The sequence below is a fragment of the Thalassolituus oleivorans MIL-1 genome (genome assembly GCF_000355675.1).
In the GTDB taxonomy this organism is placed as follows: Bacteria; Pseudomonadota; Gammaproteobacteria; order Pseudomonadales; family Oceanobacteraceae; genus Thalassolituus; species Thalassolituus oleivorans.
In genome coordinates this window covers 2,110,660-2,132,335 of sequence record NC_020888.1, presented here as the reverse complement: position 1 = coordinate 2,132,335, position 21,676 = coordinate 2,110,660, and the positions used below count along the sequence as shown (strand labels likewise).

Sequence of the window (21,676 nt, the reverse complement as noted above, 5' to 3'; positions counted from 1 at the left end):
TCTTAGCAAAGATAACGCAAAGCTCATGCCTACTTCTGAACGGGAGGCATTTTTGATCCTGCCATACGCTACAGTTGCCGTATTCGGCAATTGCTAACGGGTTAGTTACGCTTGAACATGACGAATGGATGAGCGTGCGATAACAAAAAGCCGGTTAAAAAACCGGCTTTTTGTTACTCGTCGTGCTTCTCACAATGCGTCGATGATACTAGCCCCGCCATTTCGTAAAGCGCATCCATGTCGCGCAATATAATTTCTTTGCCTTGGGTTTCGATCAGTTCGTTATTTTGGAAGCGAGTAAATACGCGACTAATCGTTTCTACGGCTAAGCCTAAGTAGTTACTGATATCAACGCGAGACATCGGCAAACGGAAATGGGAAGCGGAAAAGCCACGGCGCTGATAACGTTGTGAAATATCGAGTAAGAAAGAAGCAACGCGTTCTTCGGCGTTTTTCTTACTCAATAACAGCATCATATTTTGATCGTGGCGAATTTCAGTACCCATGGTGCGCATCAACTGTTTACGTAAGTCGGGTAGTTCATCAGCCAATGTATCAAGCTGCGGTAAAGGAATTTCACAAACCGTCGTGGTTTCTAATGCTTTTGCCGTCAACGGATAGCAGTCAGCCTCATAACCTGAAAGTCCAATCAGTTCGCTGGCAAGATGAAAGCCAGTAATTTGCTCTTCGCCGTTACTCGCCAGTGTGTAGGTTTTTAGGGCACCTGTACGAACAGCAAATACCGATTGGAAGGTTTCGCCTTGCTGGAATAATAATTGGCCTTTTTGAATCGGGCGACCACGACGAATAATATCGTCCAGACGTTCCATATCCGTATCTTTAAGCGATAGCGGCAAGCACAGAGCATTAAGAGAACACGTTTGGCAATGTGGTTGAGTACCACGTAATGGTGTGCTGGAAGTAGGAGAGGTTGATGGCGTCTTCATGATCGAATTCCCGTTAATCAATTTGCACTGGAGCGAATATCGCCGATATTACTTGTGATTTATACTAACTATTCGCAATAGGGAGCCAAACTGATACTAAGGTCCATAGCCCGTAGAGCATCAGTAGTGCGCCCGAGATTTTCCGTACGATAGCACGATTAAGCATTTGCATCAGTGTTGCCGCAGCAAGACTTGCTGAAAATATAGCCGGTAATGTGCCTAGCCCAAAAGCAAACATAGCCAGAGCTCCATCGAGAGGTTGTCCATTGGCAGCAACCCAGCTCAGAGTGCTGTAAATGAGTCCGCAAGGTAACCATCCCCATAACGCGCCGAGTAATAACTGGCTGCGCATGGTTGGGCGTCCTAGCTGCTTCTGCGCAAGTGGACGAATAAGACCCCAAAGGCCTTGCCCTAAGCGCTCTACTTGGGTCAGCCAAGATGCCCACTTAGCAACATACAATCCCATTAAAATTAACATTGCACCTGCAATCGTCCGCAGACCGAGCATTAACCATTGATGTTGCGATTGCAGCCACAACCCGAGTGCACCGACGAGAGCCCCTGCTAAGGTATAACTGGTAATGCGCCCTGCATTGAACAAAATAGCAGCGCGGATTCTATGCTCGCGATCCGTATTTCCGGCAGCGGCGGCAATACCCCCGCACATGACAAGGCAATGACTGGCGCCAAATAATCCCAGTAGGATTGCAGTAATAAATGACAGCGGTTCTGTCATTGCTTATCAGGGTCTTCATTAGAGTCAGCGTTAGAATCATCTTGCTTATCTTTGCGCTGAATTAAGTGCTCGTCATCATCAAATAGAATCTTGTGTGCTGGCGACTCTAGATCATCGAATTGCCCGCCTTTTACCGCCCAAAAAAATACGAATACAGCAATACCGATTAAGGCAATAGAAAGGGGAACCAAGACGTAAATAATATCCACGATCAAGCCTCGTTAAGGGATAGTGGGCGATTGCGAATTAAACGCAGGGCGTTAAATACAACCAAGAGTGAGCTAAACGACATACCAATGGCAGCGGCCCAAGGTGGAATTAATCCAGCAGCGGCCAACGGCAATGCAATCAGATTGTACAGTAATGCCCAGCCAATGTTTTGACGAATAATATGGCGCGTACGCCGAGCAACATCAAGTGATGAAATAAGCGCTTCGAGTCGACCGTTGGTGAGTAACATATCGGCATTGGTTTTGGCGAGGTCGGATGCTTCATTGACCGCCAACGATACATCAGCACCGGCAAGAACAGGGACATCATTGATGCCATCTCCAACCATCATGACGCGTTCACCTTGTTGCTGCCAATGTCTGACCGTTTTTAACTTCTCTGCGGGACTAACCCCAGAGCGTACATCGTCGATACCAAGGCTTGCGGCAATGGTTAGAGCAGCAGGGCTTGGGTCGCCGGTTAGTAGCGATACCTGAATACCGCGATCTTTAAGTGCCTTAATGACGGGTTCGGCACTGCGACGTACTGAATCGTTCAATAAAAACCAAGCTAACGGTTGCTGTTCATCTGCCAGTAAAAGCCATTGTCCGGTGTCGCTATGTGGATGCTCAATGCCATTTGGCCAAGCGAAATCAGCCCGTCCAAATCGTAGCGTTTGACCATTAATTTGGCCACTAACGCCTTGGCTTGGGTGATGAAGTACATCACTCGCTTGAATATTTAACTCGGGGACAATACTGGTGAAAGCACGAGCAATCGGGTGCGTAGCATGTTGTTCAAGGGATGCTACTAAGGCTATTGCTTCGTCGGTCGGTAAGGCTGTCAGGATTTCTACTCGCTCTAGCGTTAATCGGCCTTGAGTTAACGTGCCGGTTTTATCGAATACAACCCGCTGAATGGTGGTTAGTGCTTCAAGTACATGCCCCTTACTGATCAAAATACCCTGTTCGCGCAGCGCCGTCGTTGCTGCGGTAAGGGCAGTAGGTGTGGCTAGTGACAGTGCACAAGGACAAGTGACGACCAGCACTGAGAGCGCGATAAAAAATGCATGCTCGTTGCCCATTAGCCACCAATAGCCAAAGACAGATCCGGATATCAATAAAACGGCGGCGACAAAGCGGCTAGCGATACGGTCGGCGAGTAAGGCGATTTGCGGCTTTTCTTGCTGTGCTCTATCCATTAAACGCATGATGGTGGAGAGCTGAGCTTCAGCACCTGTCGCGCTTACCTGCATCAACAAGGGGCTTTCTATATTGATAGTTCCGCCGATCAGTTTGGCTCCGGGTGCTTTCGCTATGGGTAAATATTCCCCTGTTAATGCAGCTTCATCGACGCTGCTTTGTCCCTCGATAACGATGCCGTCGGCAGGAATTGGATGACCCGGTTTAAGCAGTAAAATATCGCCAATGCGAATATCTTCGGTGGCAATTACTTGCTCATTTTTATCACTAACTGAATCCAGTCGCAGTGCCACATTCGGCAGCAAGGTCATTAAGTTGTTGCCTGCTTTACCCATACGATGACGGGCACGCATTTCTAGAAAACGTCCCAGCAATAAGAAAAATGTGAACATACAAACGGAATCAAAATAGACTTCGATTCCTTGATTAAATGTGCTCCAGACACTGGCGCAAAACGCTAAAACAATAGCCAATGATACAGGAACGTCCATCGTCAGATGACCAGAACGAAGGCTACGAATTGCAGCATCAAAAAATGGTCTAGCAGAAAACAGCACCACAGGTAAAGTCATAATCATAGCGGCGAAGCGCATGAATATTTCGTATTGCGTTGCCATACCGACATAGAGTGGTACAGACATCATCATCACTTGCATAGTACCAATACCGGCAACCGCCAAACGACGAATCGCTTGTTTCCCTTCTCTAGCTTGAGTTGTTTCTTGCTCTGTTGCGGAAAACGGCGAAGCTTTATAACCAAGCCGATAAATCGCTTCAATGATTTGCGATAACTGGATGTCCGTATCTTGCCAGCGCACGACCAAACGATGATTGGATAAATTCAGTGTGGCTGTTAGCACACCGTTCAACTGGCTAATACGATGTTCGATCAGCCAAGAGCATGCAGCACAACTTATGCCATCAATAATGAGTGTTGCTTCAGCGTAGTCTTTACTGTGTGCGACGAAGCGACGCTGTAACGCTTCACTATCATACAATTGCAAAGTTTCGCGGACAGTAAGTTCGCTGACGTCATCTTCTGCAGGAGAAAGATCAGGTAATTCGGTGCGATGGCGGTAGTAATCTTTCAGCCCTGAAGCAACGATAGTTTCTGCCACCGCTTTACAACCAGGGCAGCACATAGGTTGCTCAACACCATCAATGATGGCCGTCCATTGATGGTTGCCTTTGGTAGGCTCACCACAATGGAAACAAGCTCCGGACAATTGGCTAGCAGCAGCTAAAGAACTCATTGTTTGCCGAGGGTGAAAGCCTTATTTTCTTCAATTATTTCTGTCTCGCGAATGCGCCATTTTTGCTCGCCACTCAACAACCATACGTGACGCTTTTGCGGCAATTCTAAATCGTTGATACCTACATAGCTGCCATCGTCTAAGCGTTGCATTAAGACGGTTTCATCGAGGTCTTGCAGAGTAGGATGAATCAATTGTAATTGCAGGGTATTTGGTTGCTCATCGAGATAACCGCGCAAATTTATGTGTATTTCATCGCCGATAAAAACAATGTCTGCAGCGATTTGTAGGCGTTGTGCGTATTCATCGTGTTTAAGATCTTCGGTGTAGTTCACGCCATCCTTGTAGTAGGTGTCGTTTACTAATGAATCTTTGGTGTTAACTGCCAAATAAAGCATCACCATTCCCCAGCAAACAGAGATCAAAGGTAAGCCTATTACTAACAGCATCATAGGTTCTTTGTGCCACGGGCGGTGTTCTTGCTTTTCAGTATTCATTAACTTCTCTTTTCGTGAATAGGCATCTATCGACGTTTGCAATACTTTGAGAATGCGTACTTTGTATCTAGCAATGGAAATCGCTGGATAGCAAAAAGCGCTCAAGTGTAACCACTTGAGCGCCGGTTCTCCAGTATCGAACTGTCAAGTTTAATCAACCGCGTGGAGCTATAAAGCGACTTTCCTCACGCGCGATTTCTTCCCCGGTATCTTTATCGTACACAACGAATTCAATATCCGTCTTACTGCTTGGAAGTTTGGCTTTTTCTGGATCGATTTCCAAATCGACAATAACCTCTTTGAGTTCGTTTACACGCAATGTGTACTCCGTGAGGCCATCCATTTTATAGTGCTCAAGGCCTTCCATTTTAAGCACGTAGATGTGCGGCTCTTGCGACATGTTGATCATTTTAAGTGTGTAACTATTTCGTACAGTATCGTTTGCCGTTAACTGATATAGCTGGCCACGGTCGCGCTCAATATCTAACTGGAATGGTGTACGTGTAGCAATGGTGTAGGTTAAAGCACCCATCATAGTTAGCAGGACCGCTGCATAGCCAAAGAGGCGAGGGCGCATAATATGCGTTTTCTTACCCTCTAAATTATTCTCAGTGGTGTAGCGAATTAACCCTTTAGGTTTATCGAGTTTTTCCATAATGGAATCACAGGCGTCAATGCACAGTGCACAGCCGATACATTGATATTGCAAACCATCACGAATATCGATACCGACAGGGCATACCTGTACACACAAAGAGCAATCGACACAGTCGCCAAGTTTGGCTTGTTCTTCTTGGTTTTCTACTTTTTTACTGCGCTTGCCGCGTGGTTCGCCGCGATTGTAGTCGTAAGAGACCGCTAAGGTATCGTTATCGTACATCACCGACTGAAAACGAGCGTAAGGGCACATGTAAATACAGACTTGCTCACGCATCCAACCGGCATTGATGTATGTTGCAACACCAAAAAATAAAATCCAAAACAGCGCCCAACCATTAATATTGAGCGTAAAGAAATCTGGGACTAATTCGCGAATTGGGGTGAAATAACCAACAAAGGTGACGCCGGTCCAAACGGCAACCACAATCCAACCAATATGTTTAATGGCTTTTTTGCGGAATTTAGTCGCGCTCATCGGTTCTTTATCGAGCTTTATACGTGCATTGCGTGTACCTTCAACACGCTCTTCAATCCACATGAAAATAAACGACCAAGCGGATTGTGGGCAGGTATAACCACACCAAATTCGGCCAGCTAGGTTAGTAATAGTGAATAAACCAAAGGCACAAATGATTAAAATAGAAGACAGCAATACAAAATCTTGCGGCCAAAAGGTCATGCCTAAAATATGAAATTTGCGTTCAGGCAGATCAAATAAAATTGCCTGTCGGTCGCCCCAGTTAAGCCAAGCCGTACCAAAATAGCCGAGCATTAAAGCCCATAACGACCAACTACGAATTTTTTGGAAAACTCCAGATATAGCGCGCACGTAAATTTTTTCGCGCTTTTTGTACATACTTTGGAGTTCAGGCTCTGGTGTGACATTTTTGACCGGAATTTGACTCATAACGGTAAATCACCCTCGTTAGTAAAACTAAAAGAAGAGTCGAGCAAAATAGGGGGATGAACAATTATCTAACACCCTCTATATAACGCTGTAATCATATAGTTTTTACTAGGCTTCTTTAACGAAAAAAGCGGCACTCGGCCGCTTTTTTCATATTTTGTTGCCGTAGCTCAATTTCTAACTTCGGCAGGGCGTGGGGTAGCGACTACCCCACTGGTTCAACTTACTTCTGTGATAAAGAATAGATGTAAGCTGATAATACATGCACTTTATCTTCACCTAAGATTTCAGATTGTGCAGGCATTTTACCGTTACGACCGTGCTTCAAAGTAAATTCGATTTGCTTTGTTGCGCCGCCGTACAGCCATACGTCATCGGTTAGGTTCGGAGCACCAACCAACTGGTTGCCTTTTCCGTCTGCGCCGTGACAAGCCATGCATAGTTGCTGGTACTTAGGAGCGGCTTTTTCAGCAGCTTCTGTGCTGTGTTCTAAACCAGACAAGCTACGAACATACTGAGCCATTTCAGCAACGCCTTCATCACCCAATACAGGGCCCCAAGCTGGCATTGCACCCTGGCGACCGTACATAATGGTTTGCTTGATGTTCTCAGGCTTACCACCATACAACCAATCGTTGTCGGTTAGGTTAGGGAAGCCCTGAGCGCCTTTAGCAGCAGTGCCATGACACACGGAACAGTTGCTTTTGAACAGACGTTGGCCAGTTTGCAGCGCGTCTTCGTTCTTCGCTAGTTCTGCTATATCGGTTGCGCGGTATTCAGCGTATAGCGGCGCGATCTCTTTATCGAATGCTTGAACTTCCGCTTTCCACTGGTTAGTTGACGTCCAAGTTACTTCCTGATCATCAACCGTTACCGTTAACCAACCGTCATAGTTACCTAAGCCGTAAGCGGATAGGTAGCCAAAACCAAATACAATGGTGCCCCAGAACATAAATACCCACCAGCGCGGTAGCGGGTTATCCAGTTCTTCGATGCCATCATAAGCGTGACCAGTAGTCTGGTCGGTTTCTTCCTTACGCTGCCCTTTGCTGGTGTACATAATCAGCAAACCGCAGCCAATCATGGATCCCAGCACAATCGCTGCGATCCACACTTGCCAAAAAGTGCTTAACATATTTTATTTACTCCGATCGTTAGCGTCGTGCGCAGGCATTTCCTCGTTCTCTACGAACGGGATTTTAGCGTCGTCATCAAAGCGTTTCTTGCGGCTCGAGCCGTATGCCCACCAGATAACTCCGGAAAAGGCGATAAGAGCAAAGATTGAGCCGAGGCCGCGCACGTCGTTAATGTCCATGGGATTACCGTTTAGTGATCACAGTGCCCAGGTGCTGCAAATAAGCAACCAGAGCTTCGATTTCAGTTACACCGTCAACCGCTTCTTTAGCACCTTCGATATCAGCATCTTCATACGGTACGCCGACCATACGCAGAGCTTCCATTTTCTTAGGTGTTAAACGCCCGTCAACCTTGTCCTCGAATAGCCACGGGTAAGATGGCATAACCGACTCAGGAACAACGTCACGAGGGTTGTACAAATGAGCACGGTGCCATTCATCTGAATAACGACCGCCAACACGAGCCAAATCTGGACCAGTACGTTTAGAACCCCATAAGAATGGATGCTCGTAAACTGACTCGCCTGCAACAGAATAAGGGCCGTAGCGCTCAGTCTCTGCGCGGAATGGACGAACCATCTGAGTATGGCATACGTGACAACCTTCACGGATGTAGATATCACGGCCTTCCAGTTGCAACGCAGTGTATGGCTTTAAACCTTCAACTGGCTTGTTGGTATCACCATGCCAAAATAGTGGAACAATTTCTGCCAAACCAGCCCAGCTGAGAGCGATAACTATCATCACAACCATCAGTGGGAGGTTTTGCTCAATTTTAGAGTGATTCATTTAATAAACTCCTTATGCCTGAGCTGCAGCGGTGTTGTTAGCTAATGACTTATTGGCATCGCGTACGGTCATATACACGTTGAACAACATCAACAACATACCTGTCAGGAACAAAGCACCACCCAACACACGAACCGCATAGCCCCAGTGTGAAGCGGCGACTGACTCTACGAAGCTGTAGGTCAAGGTGCCGTCAGCGTTAACTGCGCGCCACATCAAGCCCTGCATAATACCGTTTACCCACATCGCAGCGATGTAGAATACGGTACCGATAGTCGCCAACCAGAAGTGAGCGTTGATCAGCTTGGATGAGTACATCTCACCCGCTTTACGACCGAACATAATAGGAATCAAGTGATACAGAGCACCGATAGATACCATAGCAACCCAACCTAACGCACCAGAGTGAACGTGGCCGATGGTCCAGTCAGTATTGTGAGACAGAGCGTTTACGGTTTTGATCGACATCATTGGGCCTTCGAAGGTAGACATACCATAGAAAGACAAAGAGACAACCAAGAAGCGTAAAATAGGGTCTGTACGTAGCTTATGCCATGCACCAGACAGGGTCATCATACCGTTGATCATACCGCCCCAGCTTGGCGCTAACAGGATCAAAGACATCACCATACCGGAAGTTTGCGCCCAATCTGGTAGTGCAGAGTAGTGCAAGTGGTGAGCACCAGCCCAAACATAGATAGAGATCAATGCCCAGAAGTGAACAATAGACAAACGGTAAGAATAAACTGGACGGCCAGCTTGCTTAGGTACGAAGTAGTACATCATACCGAGGAAACCTGCAGTCAAGAAGAAACCAACTGCGTTGTGGCCCCACCACCACTGGATCATGGCATCAATAGTGCCCGGCCAGATAGAATATGACTTAGTAAGTGATACCGGTACCGCAAGGTTATTACCTACATACAGGATCGCAATCATGATCATGAATGCTGCGAAGAACCAGTTAGCTACATAGATATGGCTTTCTTTACGAATTGCCAACGTACCCAAGAAGTTAACGACGTATGCAACCCAAACCAGAGTTACCAAAATATCGATAGGCCATTCTAGCTCAGCATATTCTTTGGTAGAGGTTAGGCCCATCGGCAAAGTAATAGCTGCTGCAACGATAACGGCTTGCCAACCCCAGAAGGTGAAGCTTGCTAATGTGTCGGAGAACAGAGAAGTACGACATGTGCGTTGCACGATGTAGTAAGAAGTTGCAAATAAGGCGCAACCGCCAAAGGCAAAAATAACCGCATTGGTATGCAACGGACGTAAACGACCGAAAGAAAACCAAGGGGTATCAAAGTTGAGTTGTGGCCATGCCAGCTGAGCGGCGATGAGAACACCAACCGCCATGCCAACAATGCCCCAAACAACGGCCATGATGGCAAATTGTCTTACCACCTTATAGTTGTACTCGGGATGGTCAAATGCTGTGCTCATGATCATATTCCATTTAACAGCGAGGGATTGAGGGTTAAAAAAATCGGCGCAATTATGGTGTTTGATGACAATTTTTGCAATCAATCCCCCAAAAAACACCTGAATTTACAGAGGCTTATAGCCAGTTTTTTGAGTAATTAGACTTGCAAATAAGAACAACTCTCACCAAAGAGCGAAACAGTACACTGCTAAACTCCTTATGCCGGCCGTTCCAGCATAGCCCAACACGATGCAAGAATGGCAAAGTGAATAATATGGTTGTCACAAAGGCGCATCTTGACCTAGAGCAACTTGTCACATGACTTTCACAACTGGTTACAATATTGACATCGCAATCCATAAAGTAAAAATAGTGTACAAGACTTATACAAAAAACGGCAACCCTGAAGATCCATTGTTTATTTTTGCCCATGGAGCCGGGGCTGATAGTCAAAGTCAATTTATGACTGACATGGCTGAGCGTATAGCGGCCTTTGGCGTTTATGTTGTTCGATTCGACTTTCCTTATATGGAAAAGCGTCGTGAAGATGGTAAAAAAAGACCGCCCGATCGTGGTCCTAAACTTATCGATGACTGGCAAACCGTTATTTCTGACCTAGATCGACCCTGCGTCATCGGTGGTAAATCCATGGGGGGGCGTATAGCCAGTATTGTTGCTATGGCCGAGGATCAATCTGGTCTAGTTAAAGGGTGTGCCTGTTTAGGCTATCCGTTTCATCCTGCGGGCAAACCAGAAAAGCAACGCACTGAGCATTTGATGAAAATAGGTAAGCCACTACTAATCGTCCAAGGCTCTCGCGATACCATGGGTACGTTTAACGATGTATCGAGCTACGGTATAGACCGTGCAATTGAATTCGAATGGTTGGAGGATGGTAATCACGACCTAAAACCAAGACGAGTTTCAGGGTTTACTCACGAACAGCACCTGCAAAAGACTGCGGAGAGAGTTGCGAAGTTTGTTAAAGCCAATCAGTGATGTGTACTAGGTAAATCTGTAGGAGGTACTCAGGTGAATCTGTAGGAGGTACTCAGGTGAATCTGTAGGAGGTACTCAGGTGAATCTGTAGGAGGTGCTCAGGGAGCGAAGCGAGCAGTGCCGAATTGTGGCATTGAAAAATCTCAGCATTCACCGCGATCACGAATAAAAAACGTTCGTTGAGTCGCTCCTACAGGCAAGCGAGCAGAACAATTAAGCCGTTAAAATCGTAAATTTCTCCGGCTGGGTCAAAATCGGGCGAATACTACCAATGACGCGTTCTCGCTCGTCTGACTTAGACCAAGTCGTCCAAGCTTGTAGGCTTTGCCAGTTAGTAATAATCACGCGGTGATTGCTATCTTTAGCGTCCTTATAAGTCGCACCCGATACATAACCATGTGCTGCTACCATCGCTGACAAGGTATTTTTAATGGCTTCATCGTATGTTGATTCCATACCATCTGCGATCATGCGCTCGATAATGACCTTAATCATTTTGTGCCTTTCCTTACTCATAAATTTCTACCGTGTAAGGTAGGGGCGAGCAGGGTGGATTGCAATTATAAAAACAAAAAAAGTGTGCAAAAAACGCAAATCAGCCTCAGCATTCTCGATACCAGTAGGCAAAGCTTGAGCGCTTATCTTCAAATTGCTAACGTCTGCGCAATATGACTCGCCATAGGCCATTCAGGTAAGGGTAAGACAACAATGGAAAAATTTGATCTCATCCAAACCATTCACCGACGTCTGCAACAGAATCCCGAAGGTATCAATCGGCTGACGCTGACGCTCGAACTTAATTGCACTCCTCCAGAACTCAGTGATGCGATCGCGATGATGCGAGACGAATATGGTGCACCGATTCAATACCGGGAGTCAGATCGCACCTATTATTACGATTCCGCCCAACTTGCATTTCAGCTCCCAGGAGTTTGGCTAACAGCCCAAGAACTTCGCGGCATAGTGACCGTGCTTAATATATTGCGTGAATTAAACGATGGTCTAGTCGCTACAGAACTCGAGCAAGTGCAGCAGCAACTGCAAGACTATATGCAGCAACGCGGCTTAAAACCCGGCGATATTACTCAGAGGATAAAAGTGCTGAGTGTAGGACGACGTAGCGTTAATAACGTCGTATACCAACAAGTAACCGATGCCTTATTTAGCCGTAAACAAATTGAAATCCAATACGCTTCTATCAAGCAAACGATCAGCCGTCGTAATATAAGCCCACAAACACTCGTGTTATATCGCGATAACTGGTATCTCGATGCGTATTGTCATCAGCGTCAACAACTGCGCACCTTTATGCTTAGCCGAATAAATTCAGTCGTCATGAGCGCAAAAAATGCCATTGAATTTAATAACGAAGAATTAAAACAGCATTTTCATAATAGCTACGGCATATTTTCGGGTGAGAACACTCATACTGCAGAACTACTATTCAGTACTCACGTTGCGCACCAAGTCGCGCAACAACAATGGCACCCCCATGCCAAAGGGCAGTGGCAAGGTGACGATTACCAATTAACGCTGCCATACAATGATCAGCGAGAATTATTGCGCGACTTATTAGCCTATGCTCCCTATGTACAAATTATCGCCCCAGCAGAGCTCAGAGAAGCTTATATTCAACGTCTTCGAGATGCGTTAAGTATTAATCAGTAGTCGCGATCCAAGTGCTGAAAATAATACCGTTGCAGTTGATATGCTTTATGGGCATTGAGCACATTAGCAAGGTAACGGGGCAGGGGCGTAATACCGAGTTCGCCCATCTCGCCAAACAGTACAATGCATTTACTCCGCTCCAATCCCCCTTTATTGTCGAACCTAATAAGGACATACCAAGAGGGGAGATCCCATGAGTGAAGATGCACTGCTTCAAGCCCCAGCCGTTAAATACAATAACCTGCAAAGCTACCGGCTAATTGAGCTAGTAGCCCAATGGGAAGGGCGCTTAACCGTTAACCATTTGAGCGACGTGTTTGGTGATAACCGCTCAACGGCCAGTCAACTCATTCAAAGTTACATAGAACAGTGCCCTGATAGCTTGATATACAACCCAGCGATTAAGGGCTATGAACCAACGGAGGAGTTTATTCCCAGCTTCTGTAGCGGTACGCTCGACGAATATATGCAACTAATGCGGCCGTACCTGTCGCAAAATACGACAGGTACTCAGGTGCAATTCAACATCGAACCCGATCCGCGCCTAAGCCCGGAGCGCCAGCGTATAGTTGCACTTGATTATGATATGAATACCACACTGGATGGTCGCTAAAAGCGCACCTATAGAGTCCGAGCTGCATTACTTATTTATTGGTTGCAGCACCTACGCCTTGATCGGTACCGTGAAAAAGCCGAAGGTCAGCAAATCATTATCAGTCCCGAAAGCCAAATTACACTCGCTCCTTACATGCCAAAATGATTTTCGCGGCTTCGATTCTCTGCAACGCTACCCTTTGAGCTTACATCCTGTATGATCTTGGCATCGATTATTAGGGGGCATTATGGCCAAGAGTTTTGAAGTGCAGGGGATTATTCACTCTATCGAAGAAACGAAAACCTTCGGTAACAATGGTTTCACTAAGCGCGAGTTTGTCGTTAAGTTAAGTGGCGAAGGCGAGAATGCCGATTACCCGAATTATGTAGCGCTTGAGCTAATCAAAGATAAATGTGCCTTGATGGATCAGTATCAAATTGGCGACGAGGTGAACGTTCATTTCAACTTAGGCGGTCGTTTGTGGAACGCGCCAGGTAAACCAGAGAAGTGTTTCACTAGCTTGCAGGCATGGCGCGTTGAACGCTTAGGTGCAAGTGCTGGTCAATTTGGTGGCGGTCAGCAATTTGGTAGCGCGCCAGCGCCATCGCAAGCATTTGATAATTTTGATGATGACGTGCCTTTTTAATAGGTACTGAAATATGCGTATTCTTGTGGCCGGTTCCTCCGGTGGTATTGGTAAAGCCGTAGTTTCGTTATTGCGAGAGCACGGTCATACGGTGTTTACCGTTAGTCGTGCTGGCGAAGTCGGTGCTGCTCACTGCATTGCGGATTTGACGAGTCCTGAATCAGTGGCGCAAGTTTCGCAATTTCTAAATCGGGTTTTACCACCGAAAGTGTCGCTAGATGCGGTGTATTGCTGCGCCGGTATTTTGCATACGGGCTGGAATATGCCAGAGAAAACCTTAGTGCAAATGTCTGCCGACTGGTTACAGCAAAGCATGGCAGTGAATGTGCTAAGTCATGTTCATCTAGCACAAGCGATCGCCCCGTTAGTGACTCGCAGTCAGCCTTTACGTTGGTTATCGTTATCGGCAATGGTCGGCAGTGCAACCGATAATGGTTTGGGTGGCTGGTACAGCTACCGTATGAGCAAAGCTGCGTTGAATATGTTTGTTAAAAACCTGTCGATTGAGTGGGGCCGAAAAAGTCCTCAGTCGGTGGTTGTCGCGGTTCATCCTGGCACGACCGACACCCTGTTATCGCAGCCATTTCAGGCGGGAATAGCTGAAGGTAAATTGTATACACCCGAGCAAAGCGCCGAGCGTATGGTGGCGGTGATGGAGGGCTTAAAGCCGGCTCAAAGCGGGCACTTTTTACACTGGGATGGCTCGGTGCTACCCTTCTAAAACTCAACTCGAATATCCCAACCCGGTAATGTTAAACCCCGAGCATTAAGTTGTAGTTCTTCTGGATGTGGTTGTTGTTCTTTATCTTTGTACGGCAGTGGTAAATTTCTGACTCGCATCGCATTTAAGTAGGCGTTTTGCCGTTGTTTTATCTGTTCGTTTTTATCTAGATAGACTTTCCATAAATAGTGTTGATTGTCTCGTATTAACGCTTGCTCGATATTCTCTCGTGTTGCTCGACCACTTAAGACCCAGCCTGTAGCGTTATTGCCGCCAAAACCTTTGCTGTTAATAAAGGCTAGATCTAGCCGTTCAGAGCGTTCTTGTTGATGGCTTAGGCGTATATCTAAATTGTCTTGAATTACATCTTCTGCAATCGCATCAGCCGTCGTTATTCCCGGTAATATGCCTGTTTCCCAACTCCCTAGTGTCATTAATAATTGGTCGGCAGAAGCGGCGGCAATGGAGTGTCCGATATGCGCCTTAATTGCGCAGACAGGCCAGCGCTTTATGCCAAAGGCGCCCGCGCAGCGTGACAAAAGTTCTGATTCGGTTGTGCGATTGTGCGGCGTGCTGCTGCCGTGGGCATGAATAAAACTGCGTTCTTTTACAGCATATTCCCCTAATGATTTTTGCGCGCTTGCTAGTGCTTTACCTAGACTTAAATAGTTGCCGATACCAGGCGCCGATATTGAATTTTTGTGGCCGTCAGCATGAATAAACACATCACCAACGCTGCCGTAAATGGTTAGACCCATTTCTAGCGCTAACTCTCTATCGGCAAGCACAAAACACTGAGCCGACTCAGCGATACTAAAACCTGCGTTGTTGGCGAATGGGCGGCTGGCTTTTTGGTAATTCGGTGTTTCAGTTTCACTTAATTCGTCGAGGGCACGCAGTCGTTGCTCGGTTGCGAGTGCGGTCATGGCATTAAAGCCTTCGACAATGCCCGGTAATATTGGCGCTTCACTATTACCCACTAAAACTAAGCGGCGGCGTTTGCTGCGAATATCATCCAGACCCATGCGTAAATTGTATAAAAAGCTCGCACAAGCACCATTGCTGCTGCCTGTAGCGCCCGCGTTGCCAAGAATATACGCATTAATAAAGTCTGCTGGCATGCTGCTCATGCCTAAGGGCAATTGGCGCGACGAGTTGCGTTGGCCTAAATGTGCGGCGCTGAGCATACCGCCGAAGCCTTCTGGATCAAGCTGACCAGCCGCTGACCCGCAATACACGGCAATTTGGTCAGGGCTGAGGTGATGCTTAATATCTTCAACCGTTATCCCTGAACAACCGAGTGCATCAGCGGCGGCATACAGTGCCATTTGTAATCCGCGAGGATGATGACGTGCGGGGTAGAGGCTAGAAGGATCAAAGCCTTTGGGTAACTGGCCGCCGCTTTGAACGTCACTGCGTTTACTGGTGATACGGAAACATGGGTTGCCCTCAGCGTCGGTAAACGGTTGGTTAAACGGCATCGCATTGGCGTCCCAGCTAATGTTATCCCAGGCGCGCACGCAAGAGTGTTGAAGTAGGTTTTCATTTGCAGGAGAGCTTGTCAGGGTTGCCAGTTCGGCAAGGGTTTGTTGTTTTAGTTCAGGGCTTAGGGCGTCGTATACCACACGTCGAAATGCTTGATGGCCTGATGAGCGGCCAGCGGCGTTAATACCGCCAAAGCCTGCAATAACGACATCTTCATGGTGGGTAGACATAACGCGGGCCTCGCTGTCGAATAAGTCAGATTGTATTGATCTAGTTTAGGGTGCTTTAAATTTGCTAAATAGAAAGATAAGGTCGTTTTATGGTACGTTTTAGCCAGTGCTCAGTTGCTTTTAGATCAATAGTATTAAGGAATAATCACAGATGACTGCCGATGCTCCAATTCCGCTAAAGCACGTTACTCTGCTGCAGCTTGAAGCGATGTTGCTATCGAGTATTGCTATGCCTCTAGAAATGCTCGAGGCATTAAGAGCAAGGCTAAGGTTGCGAACATCGACTCGTAGGCAAGCAAACTTTGTGACCGAGGTCGGGCAGTACTCTGTAACAGGCGAGCAACCACAACCGCTTGGCGGGCTGGTGTTGGAAGGACAGCGCTCAGTCTTGGATATCGCAGACACCGACGTGATTATTATCCCAGCCTTGTGGCGGCAGCCCGAAAAGTACCTAACGAATGCTAAGCCCCTACTGGATTGGCTGATAACTCGATTTCAGCAAGGAGCAACTATCGTTGCGATTGGTTCTGGCGTTTGGCTACCAGCAAAAGCCGGGTTGTTGAATGGCTTACCAGCGACCACGCACTGGCACTCTTTGGCGGCCTTTACCGCGATGTTCCCTAAGGTTAAATGGCAGCATGATCATTTACTCACCCAAGCTGGGCGTATTTTTTGCGCAGCAAGCATTAATTCGGGGGCGGATCTTATTATTCATTTGATTGGCTTGAATTACGGCCGCGATTTAGCTTTACAGGTTGAGCAGCAGTTTTCCCCTGAAGTAAGAAATCCGTTTGAGAAGCGCGTGTTTCAAGCGGACTTGGCTATGCAGCATGCCGATGAGGCGATAGCTTTGGCCCAAAGCTGGTTACACCAAAATATGAACGAAGTATTAAGCCTACCTCTTTTGGCATCTTTGGCTGATCTGAGCGTGCGCCAGTTTAGTCGCCGGTTCGTCATGGTTACAGGAGAAACACCAGTACGCTATCAACAAAGGCTACGTTGTATGGCTGCCAGGGACTGGCTGCAAAACAGTAACTTAGGTTTAGCTGATATTGCTAGCCAATTGGGCTTCAGTGACGCTAGCCACTTTGGGCGGGTATTTCAGCGTTGGGCTGGAGTAACCCCCGGAGTGTATAGGAATCAGGTGCGGCGAAAAATCTTTGCGGTGTCGCCATCTTCCGAAATAACGTGAGAATCTACTGATACGGCTGTTAATAGAGGGATAGCCTTAACGCCTCATAAATGTTGACTATACTTTGTGCAGACGGGTCAGAATAGAAGGGGAGAACATGGAAGTAACTCGCGGTAATAGTCGGCCGGAAGAGACCGCAGACTCTCGTTTTTTAGCGCTGAAATCCGGAGCGTTCGATACATTTCTGCATCATTCTGATATGGGTGTCGCGATTCTTGATTCTGATCTTTGCTATCGCGCTATTAATGCAACCTTAGCGCAATTTAATGGTGTGTCAGTCGAAGGCCATATCGGCCGTTCTGTTAGTGAGATTCTGCCGAAGCTCGCTCCAATCGTTGTTCCCGCTTTGCAAGCAGTGCTTACTACTGGCGAAAGCTTGGTTGATATCGAGATTAAAGGCGAAACACCTAGTACTTTAGGTAGAATCGGTGTTTGGAAAGCATCGTATCTGCCTATCAATGACGACTCCGGCAATACCGTCGGTATATTGGCTATCGCCGTAAATAGAACGATCGAGCATGAGTTGGCACAAGCTAAGAAGGAATCTGATGAACTCGTACGTCGCGTACTAGACGGTCTATTCACCTTTGTCGGTATGTTGACTCCAGATGGCACTGTTATCGATGTCAATAAGTCACCTCTTGAAGCTGCTGGTATTTCTATCGATGACGTTTGTGGTAAGAAGTTTTGGGATTGCTATTGGTGGAATTACGATCCTGATATTCAACGACAGCTTCGTGATGCCTTAGAAAGCGCAAGAGCTGGAAATGTCGTTCGCTATGATGTTGTCGTTAGGATGGCTGGTGATAGTCGAATGACGATTGATTTTATGTTGTCTCCTTTACGGAATGCACAAGGTGAAATTACGCATTTAATTCCATCAGGAAATGATGTCTCCGCGCGGGTAGTAAGTGAGCAGAAACTCCGCTACAGCGAGGAGCGCTTTCGTCGGGTGGTGGAATCCACAGCTGATGGATTAATTATGATCGACGAAAATGGCAGTATCCTGCTGGCCAATAGCCGCGCAGCGAGTATGTTCGGTTATAGCAAAAAGGAATTCTATCAATTAACGATTGAAAGTTTAGTTCCCGACAGCATCCGAGATCATCATAGCGCCTTACGCGAAGGCTACCAAGCGGCGCCCCAGGCTCGCGGTATGGCATCAATGCAAGAACTCTACGCTAAGACCAAAAAAGGCGATTTATTTCCTGTAGAGATTGGATTAACACCGTTATCGTTCGAAGGAGGAACTCGAATTTTAGCGACTGTTATGGATATCACGATTCAAAAAGATATACAGAAAAATTTAATTCGAGCGCTGACTGAAAAAACGTCACTATTAAATGAAGTTCACCATCGCGTGAAAAATAATCTACAAGTTGTATCGAGTTTACTTAGTTTGCAAGCGCGGAGTGTGCCTGAGGAAGCTAAAATTCATTTTGAGGAAAGTCAAAGTCGAATTAAAGCGATGGCGCTTATTCATCAGCTTCTGTACGAGCAAAAGAATTTTGATAGGGTTGAGTCCGTTGCCTATTTACAGCGCTTAAGTGATTTGTTACGTCGTAGTTATTCTAATGCATTTCATCGAATTACTATGACTGTAGAGTCTAATAATGAATCATGTTTCTTAAGCTTAGAGCACGCCTTACCCTTCGGTTTACTGGTTAATGAATTGGTCACTAATGCTGTTAAACATGCGTTTGTGGGACGAGATTCCGGACATATTAATCTAGTAATGGAGAGAAAGGGGGATAATGCAATTTTAACAGTCAGTGATGATGGCGTCGGATTGCCGGATGGATGTCGCCCTGGCACTGGCGGCTCTTTGGGGTTTCGGCTAATTCCAGGCTTGGTGGATCAAATGGATGGCGTTCTTGAAGTATTGGATACTAGTGGCACTGGCTTTCGATTAATGCTGAAGCTCGCGGGAGATAGCGAATGAAGCATCGAAAAATATTAATTGTCGAAGACGAGAAGATAACAGCCCTAGATTTAGAATTAACGCTTGTCGATTTGGGTTATATCGTCGTCGGTTCGGCGGCGAATGGCGAAAATGCAATAGAAATGGCGCAGCAATTAAAACCTGATTTAGTGCTCATGGATATTCATTTAAATACCCCTATGTTAGGAACAGAAGCCGCGCGTATTATTGTTGAAAAGCAGCAGCTGCCGGTCGTATTCCTTACTGCTTATACAGACAATCGAAGCTTAGATGCTGCGAGCAACTGCTTGCCGTACGGTTATTTAGTTAAGCCATTCGAAAAGCGTGAAGTGGATGCGACTATTCGTATCGCATTTGCGCGCTACGATGCTGATATCGAAATCCGCTTGTCCGAACAACGTTTACGTTTGGCTCTTGATGCAGCGCACATGAGTGTTTGGGAGTGGCAGTCGCCATCGACGTTGAATACGACTAATACCGCTCAATTGGTTGCTGTTGATCCTCCAGGTGTCATTTCCCAGCCGTTGGATATGCTTTTGGAACATATCCACCCTGAGGATCGTATTGCTGTTCAGCAGGATGTAGAAAACTCCGCTCATTTTAGTCGTATCATTCGTATGCGTAAGTCGCAGCAAAGTGAATACCGCAGAGTAGAGTTATTTGCTAATTTATTTCTCTGGTCTGACAACAATTGTCGCGTAGTCGGTGTTGCGCAAGATGTCGATGATAGATATAAGGCGGATGAGAAACTTCGCCAAGCAAGTGCTGTTTTTAATTGTACATCTGAGGGAATTGTTATCACCGACGGTGGCCGGAAAATTATTTCTGTTAATCCTGCATTTGAAGAAATTACTGGCTATGAATTAAGTGAGGTTAAAGGATTAGATCCTGACGACTTCCTTCACGCCCGCCGGCATAGCGACCAATTTTACCCGCGACTGCACGACGAAGGTAAAAATTTCTGGAGCGGAGAAATTGGTTGCAGCACTAAAAGTGGCCATAGATTTCCCGCTTGGGAACATGTCTGTTCGGTTTACGACGAAGTTGGTCATTTAACCAACTATGTATTCACTTTTTCTGATATTTCTGAACTACGTCGAGCAGAAAAAAATCTTGCGAGAATGGCTTACTTAGATGCCTTGACGGGCCTTGGTAACCGCGTACATATGGAACGAGTGTTAGAAGATGCAATGGAGAGACGCGACGATAGTCGCTCATCCGTTGCTGTACTTTATATGGATTTAGATGGATTCAAAGTAGTTAACGACACATTAGGACACTCTGAAGGTGATCGATTATTACAAATATTGGCGCAGCGTTTTCAGGATTCTGTGCGCGAAGGCGATATCGTTACTCGTATTGGCGGTGATGAGTTCGTTATTGTTGTTCAAGATATCGAAAGCGAAGTAGGATTGCGGAAAATGGCGCAGAAGTTATTGCGTGCGGTGCAAGCGCCCATTGAGTTAAATCGTGAAACGGTAGAAGTCTCCGTCAGTATAGGCGTGGCGATATCAAAACCATCAATTAAAGATTTTGATGAATTACTGCGCGCAGCCGATACAGCGTTGTTTGAAGCTAAGCACCAAGGTAAAAATAGAATCTGTTTTTACGATTTCGTCTTGGCGATGGAGTCGGGCGAAAGATTGCGTATAGAGCGCCATTTAAAACAGGCGTTGAATAACCATGAATTGACTGTTGAATACCAACCACTTATTGATATTGATAATCAACGTGTGCGTGGTGCAGAGGCTTTGTGTCGTTGGTACCATCCCGAGTTAGGCATGATTCCGCCAGATCGGTTTATACCGATTGCTGAGCAAAGTGACATGATCATTAATATTGGTGCTTGGGTATTACAGGAAAGTTGTCGAGCAATTCGAGGCTGGCTTGATGCTGGAATTAAAGATGTTTCGGTTGCCGTGAATGTCTCGGTTCGTCAATTGTGTGATACGTCATTTTGTAACATCGTTGCAGCCGCATTGAAGAAATACGATCTCGATGTATCAAGTCTTGAATTGGAGATTACTGAGAGTGCTTTGCAGTCAAACGATAGAGTAAGAAATCAGCTAGACCAGCTTCGAACGCTCGGGGTACGTTTGGCTATTGACGATTTTGGTACTGGATATTCATCATTAAGTCGCTTAAAACACTTACCGATAGACAGAGTTAAGATAGACCGTTCTTTCGTGAAAGATTTACCTAACGACGAAAGTGACATAGAAATTTGTCGAGCGATTCTTGCCTTATGCAAAGTGTTAGATATGCAAGTGACGGCAGAGGGCGTAGAGAACGAAGCGCAGCTTAATATGCTGAGAGACATGGGGTGTGGATGTATTCAGGGCTATTATTTTAGTCGCTCGCTAGTGTATGAACGCTTTATTGAATGGGCTAAAGCCTACAATAAAATCGCCTGAAACCCTGTTGTGGTTGAG

At 46.3% G+C, this 21,676-nt stretch carries 19 protein-coding genes and 1 pseudogene; 8 read left to right on the top strand and 12 right to left on the bottom strand.

Features of this window, described 5'->3' with window-relative positions:
• Positions 1-173 precede the first annotated feature (173 nt).
• From fnr to ccoN, 10 genes are all read right to left on the bottom strand, one after another.
• Positions 174-947 (bottom strand): fumarate/nitrate reduction transcriptional regulator Fnr, encoded by a 774-nt coding sequence (gene fnr / locus TOL_RS09675; protein ID WP_015487137.1) that lies wholly within the window; start codon positions 945-947, stop codon positions 174-176.
• Between the two features lie 64 nt (positions 948-1,011).
• Positions 1,012-1,683, bottom strand: coding sequence for a sulfite exporter TauE/SafE family protein (locus TOL_RS09670; RefSeq protein ID WP_015487136.1), 672 nt, complete (start codon positions 1,681-1,683; stop codon positions 1,012-1,014).
• The gene (gene ccoS, locus TOL_RS09665) at positions 1,680-1,892 is read right to left on the bottom strand and encodes a cbb3-type cytochrome oxidase assembly protein CcoS (protein WP_015487135.1); all 213 of its coding nucleotides are present in this window, start codon (positions 1,890-1,892) and stop codon (positions 1,680-1,682) included. The genes TOL_RS09670 and ccoS overlap by 4 nt, the downstream gene beginning before the upstream one ends.
• 2 nt (positions 1,893-1,894) lie before the next feature.
• Entirely contained in the window at positions 1,895-4,348 is a 2,454-nt protein-coding gene (locus TOL_RS09660; protein WP_015487134.1) for a heavy metal translocating P-type ATPase, read from the bottom strand.
• Complete coding sequence (locus tag TOL_RS09655; RefSeq protein ID WP_015487133.1) at positions 4,345-4,845, bottom strand: FixH family protein; 501 nt, start codon at positions 4,843-4,845, stop codon at positions 4,345-4,347. The genes TOL_RS09660 and TOL_RS09655 overlap by 4 nt, the downstream gene beginning before the upstream one ends.
• Before the next feature lie 154 nt (positions 4,846-4,999).
• A complete protein-coding gene (gene ccoG / locus TOL_RS09650; RefSeq protein WP_015487132.1) occupies positions 5,000-6,412 on the bottom strand; it encodes a cytochrome c oxidase accessory protein CcoG in 1,413 nt (470 codons plus the stop codon).
• A 223-nt stretch (positions 6,413-6,635) separates the two neighbouring features.
• Positions 6,636-7,547 (bottom strand): cytochrome-c oxidase, cbb3-type subunit III, encoded by a 912-nt coding sequence (ccoP, locus tag TOL_RS09645; RefSeq protein ID WP_015487131.1) that lies wholly within the window; start codon positions 7,545-7,547, stop codon positions 6,636-6,638.
• Between the two features lie 3 nt (positions 7,548-7,550).
• Complete coding sequence (locus TOL_RS09640) at positions 7,551-7,727, bottom strand: CcoQ/FixQ family Cbb3-type cytochrome c oxidase assembly chaperone (RefSeq protein ID WP_015487130.1); 177 nt, start codon at positions 7,725-7,727, stop codon at positions 7,551-7,553.
• 4 nt (positions 7,728-7,731) lie between these two features.
• Entirely contained in the window at positions 7,732-8,337 is a 606-nt protein-coding gene (gene ccoO, locus TOL_RS09635) for a cytochrome-c oxidase, cbb3-type subunit II (protein WP_015487129.1), read from the bottom strand.
• Positions 8,338-8,349: 12 nt separating this feature from the next.
• Positions 8,350-9,786: a cytochrome-c oxidase, cbb3-type subunit I gene (gene ccoN, locus TOL_RS09630; protein WP_015487128.1), complete on the bottom strand. Its 1,437-nt coding sequence runs from the start codon at positions 9,784-9,786 to the stop codon at positions 8,350-8,352.
• Positions 9,787-10,084: 298 nt separating this feature from the next.
• On the opposite strand from ccoN, the gene TOL_RS09625 reads away from it, so the two are divergent.
• Positions 10,085-10,765 carry an alpha/beta family hydrolase gene (locus TOL_RS09625; RefSeq protein WP_015487127.1) on the top strand — a complete coding sequence of 227 codons (681 nt, stop codon included), beginning with the start codon at positions 10,085-10,087 and terminating at the stop codon, positions 10,763-10,765.
• A gap of 213 nt (positions 10,766-10,978) precedes the next feature.
• Here the strand turns inward: TOL_RS09625 and TOL_RS09620 are convergent, their stop codons facing one another.
• Positions 10,979-11,260 carry an antibiotic biosynthesis monooxygenase family protein gene (locus TOL_RS09620; protein WP_015487126.1) on the bottom strand — a complete coding sequence of 94 codons (282 nt, stop codon included), beginning with the start codon at positions 11,258-11,260 and terminating at the stop codon, positions 10,979-10,981.
• A gap of 213 nt (positions 11,261-11,473) precedes the next feature.
• Here TOL_RS09620 and TOL_RS09615 point away from each other — a divergent pair, with 213 nt between their 5' ends.
• The 4 genes and pseudogenes from TOL_RS09615 to TOL_RS09595 all read left to right on the top strand — a co-directional run bounded on the left by TOL_RS09615 (position 11,474) and on the right by TOL_RS09595 (position 14,395).
• Positions 11,474-12,433 (top strand): helix-turn-helix transcriptional regulator, encoded by a 960-nt coding sequence (locus TOL_RS09615; protein WP_015487125.1) that lies wholly within the window; start codon positions 11,474-11,476, stop codon positions 12,431-12,433.
• Positions 12,434-12,626: 193 nt separating this feature from the next.
• Positions 12,627-13,193, top strand: a pseudogene (locus tag TOL_RS18350) (BrxR family helix-turn-helix transcriptional regulator).
• Between the two features lie 82 nt (positions 13,194-13,275).
• Positions 13,276-13,674: a DUF3127 domain-containing protein gene (locus TOL_RS09600; RefSeq protein WP_015487121.1), complete on the top strand. Its 399-nt coding sequence runs from the start codon at positions 13,276-13,278 to the stop codon at positions 13,672-13,674.
• A 13-nt stretch (positions 13,675-13,687) separates the two neighbouring features.
• Entirely contained in the window at positions 13,688-14,395 is a 708-nt protein-coding gene (locus TOL_RS09595) for an SDR family NAD(P)-dependent oxidoreductase (protein WP_015487120.1), read from the top strand.
• On the opposite strand, the gene TOL_RS09590 is transcribed toward TOL_RS09595, so the two are convergent.
• Positions 14,392-16,110: a beta-ketoacyl synthase gene (locus tag TOL_RS09590; protein WP_015487119.1), complete on the bottom strand. Its 1,719-nt coding sequence runs from the start codon at positions 16,108-16,110 to the stop codon at positions 14,392-14,394. The genes TOL_RS09595 and TOL_RS09590 overlap by 4 nt on opposite strands.
• 151 nt (positions 16,111-16,261) lie before the next feature.
• Between TOL_RS09590 and TOL_RS09585 the strand changes: the two genes are divergently transcribed.
• From TOL_RS09585 to TOL_RS09575, 3 genes are all read left to right on the top strand, one after another.
• The gene (locus TOL_RS09585) at positions 16,262-17,302 is read left to right on the top strand and encodes a GlxA family transcriptional regulator (RefSeq protein WP_015487118.1); all 1,041 of its coding nucleotides are present in this window, start codon (positions 16,262-16,264) and stop codon (positions 17,300-17,302) included.
• A gap of 97 nt (positions 17,303-17,399) precedes the next feature.
• The gene (locus TOL_RS18345) at positions 17,400-19,244 is read left to right on the top strand and encodes a PAS domain-containing protein (protein ID WP_015487117.1); all 1,845 of its coding nucleotides are present in this window, start codon (positions 17,400-17,402) and stop codon (positions 19,242-19,244) included.
• Positions 19,241-21,658 (top strand): two-component system response regulator, encoded by a 2,418-nt coding sequence (locus TOL_RS09575; RefSeq protein ID WP_015487116.1) that lies wholly within the window; start codon positions 19,241-19,243, stop codon positions 21,656-21,658. The genes TOL_RS18345 and TOL_RS09575 overlap by 4 nt, the downstream gene beginning before the upstream one ends.
• The last annotated feature ends 18 nt before the right edge of the window (positions 21,659-21,676 follow it).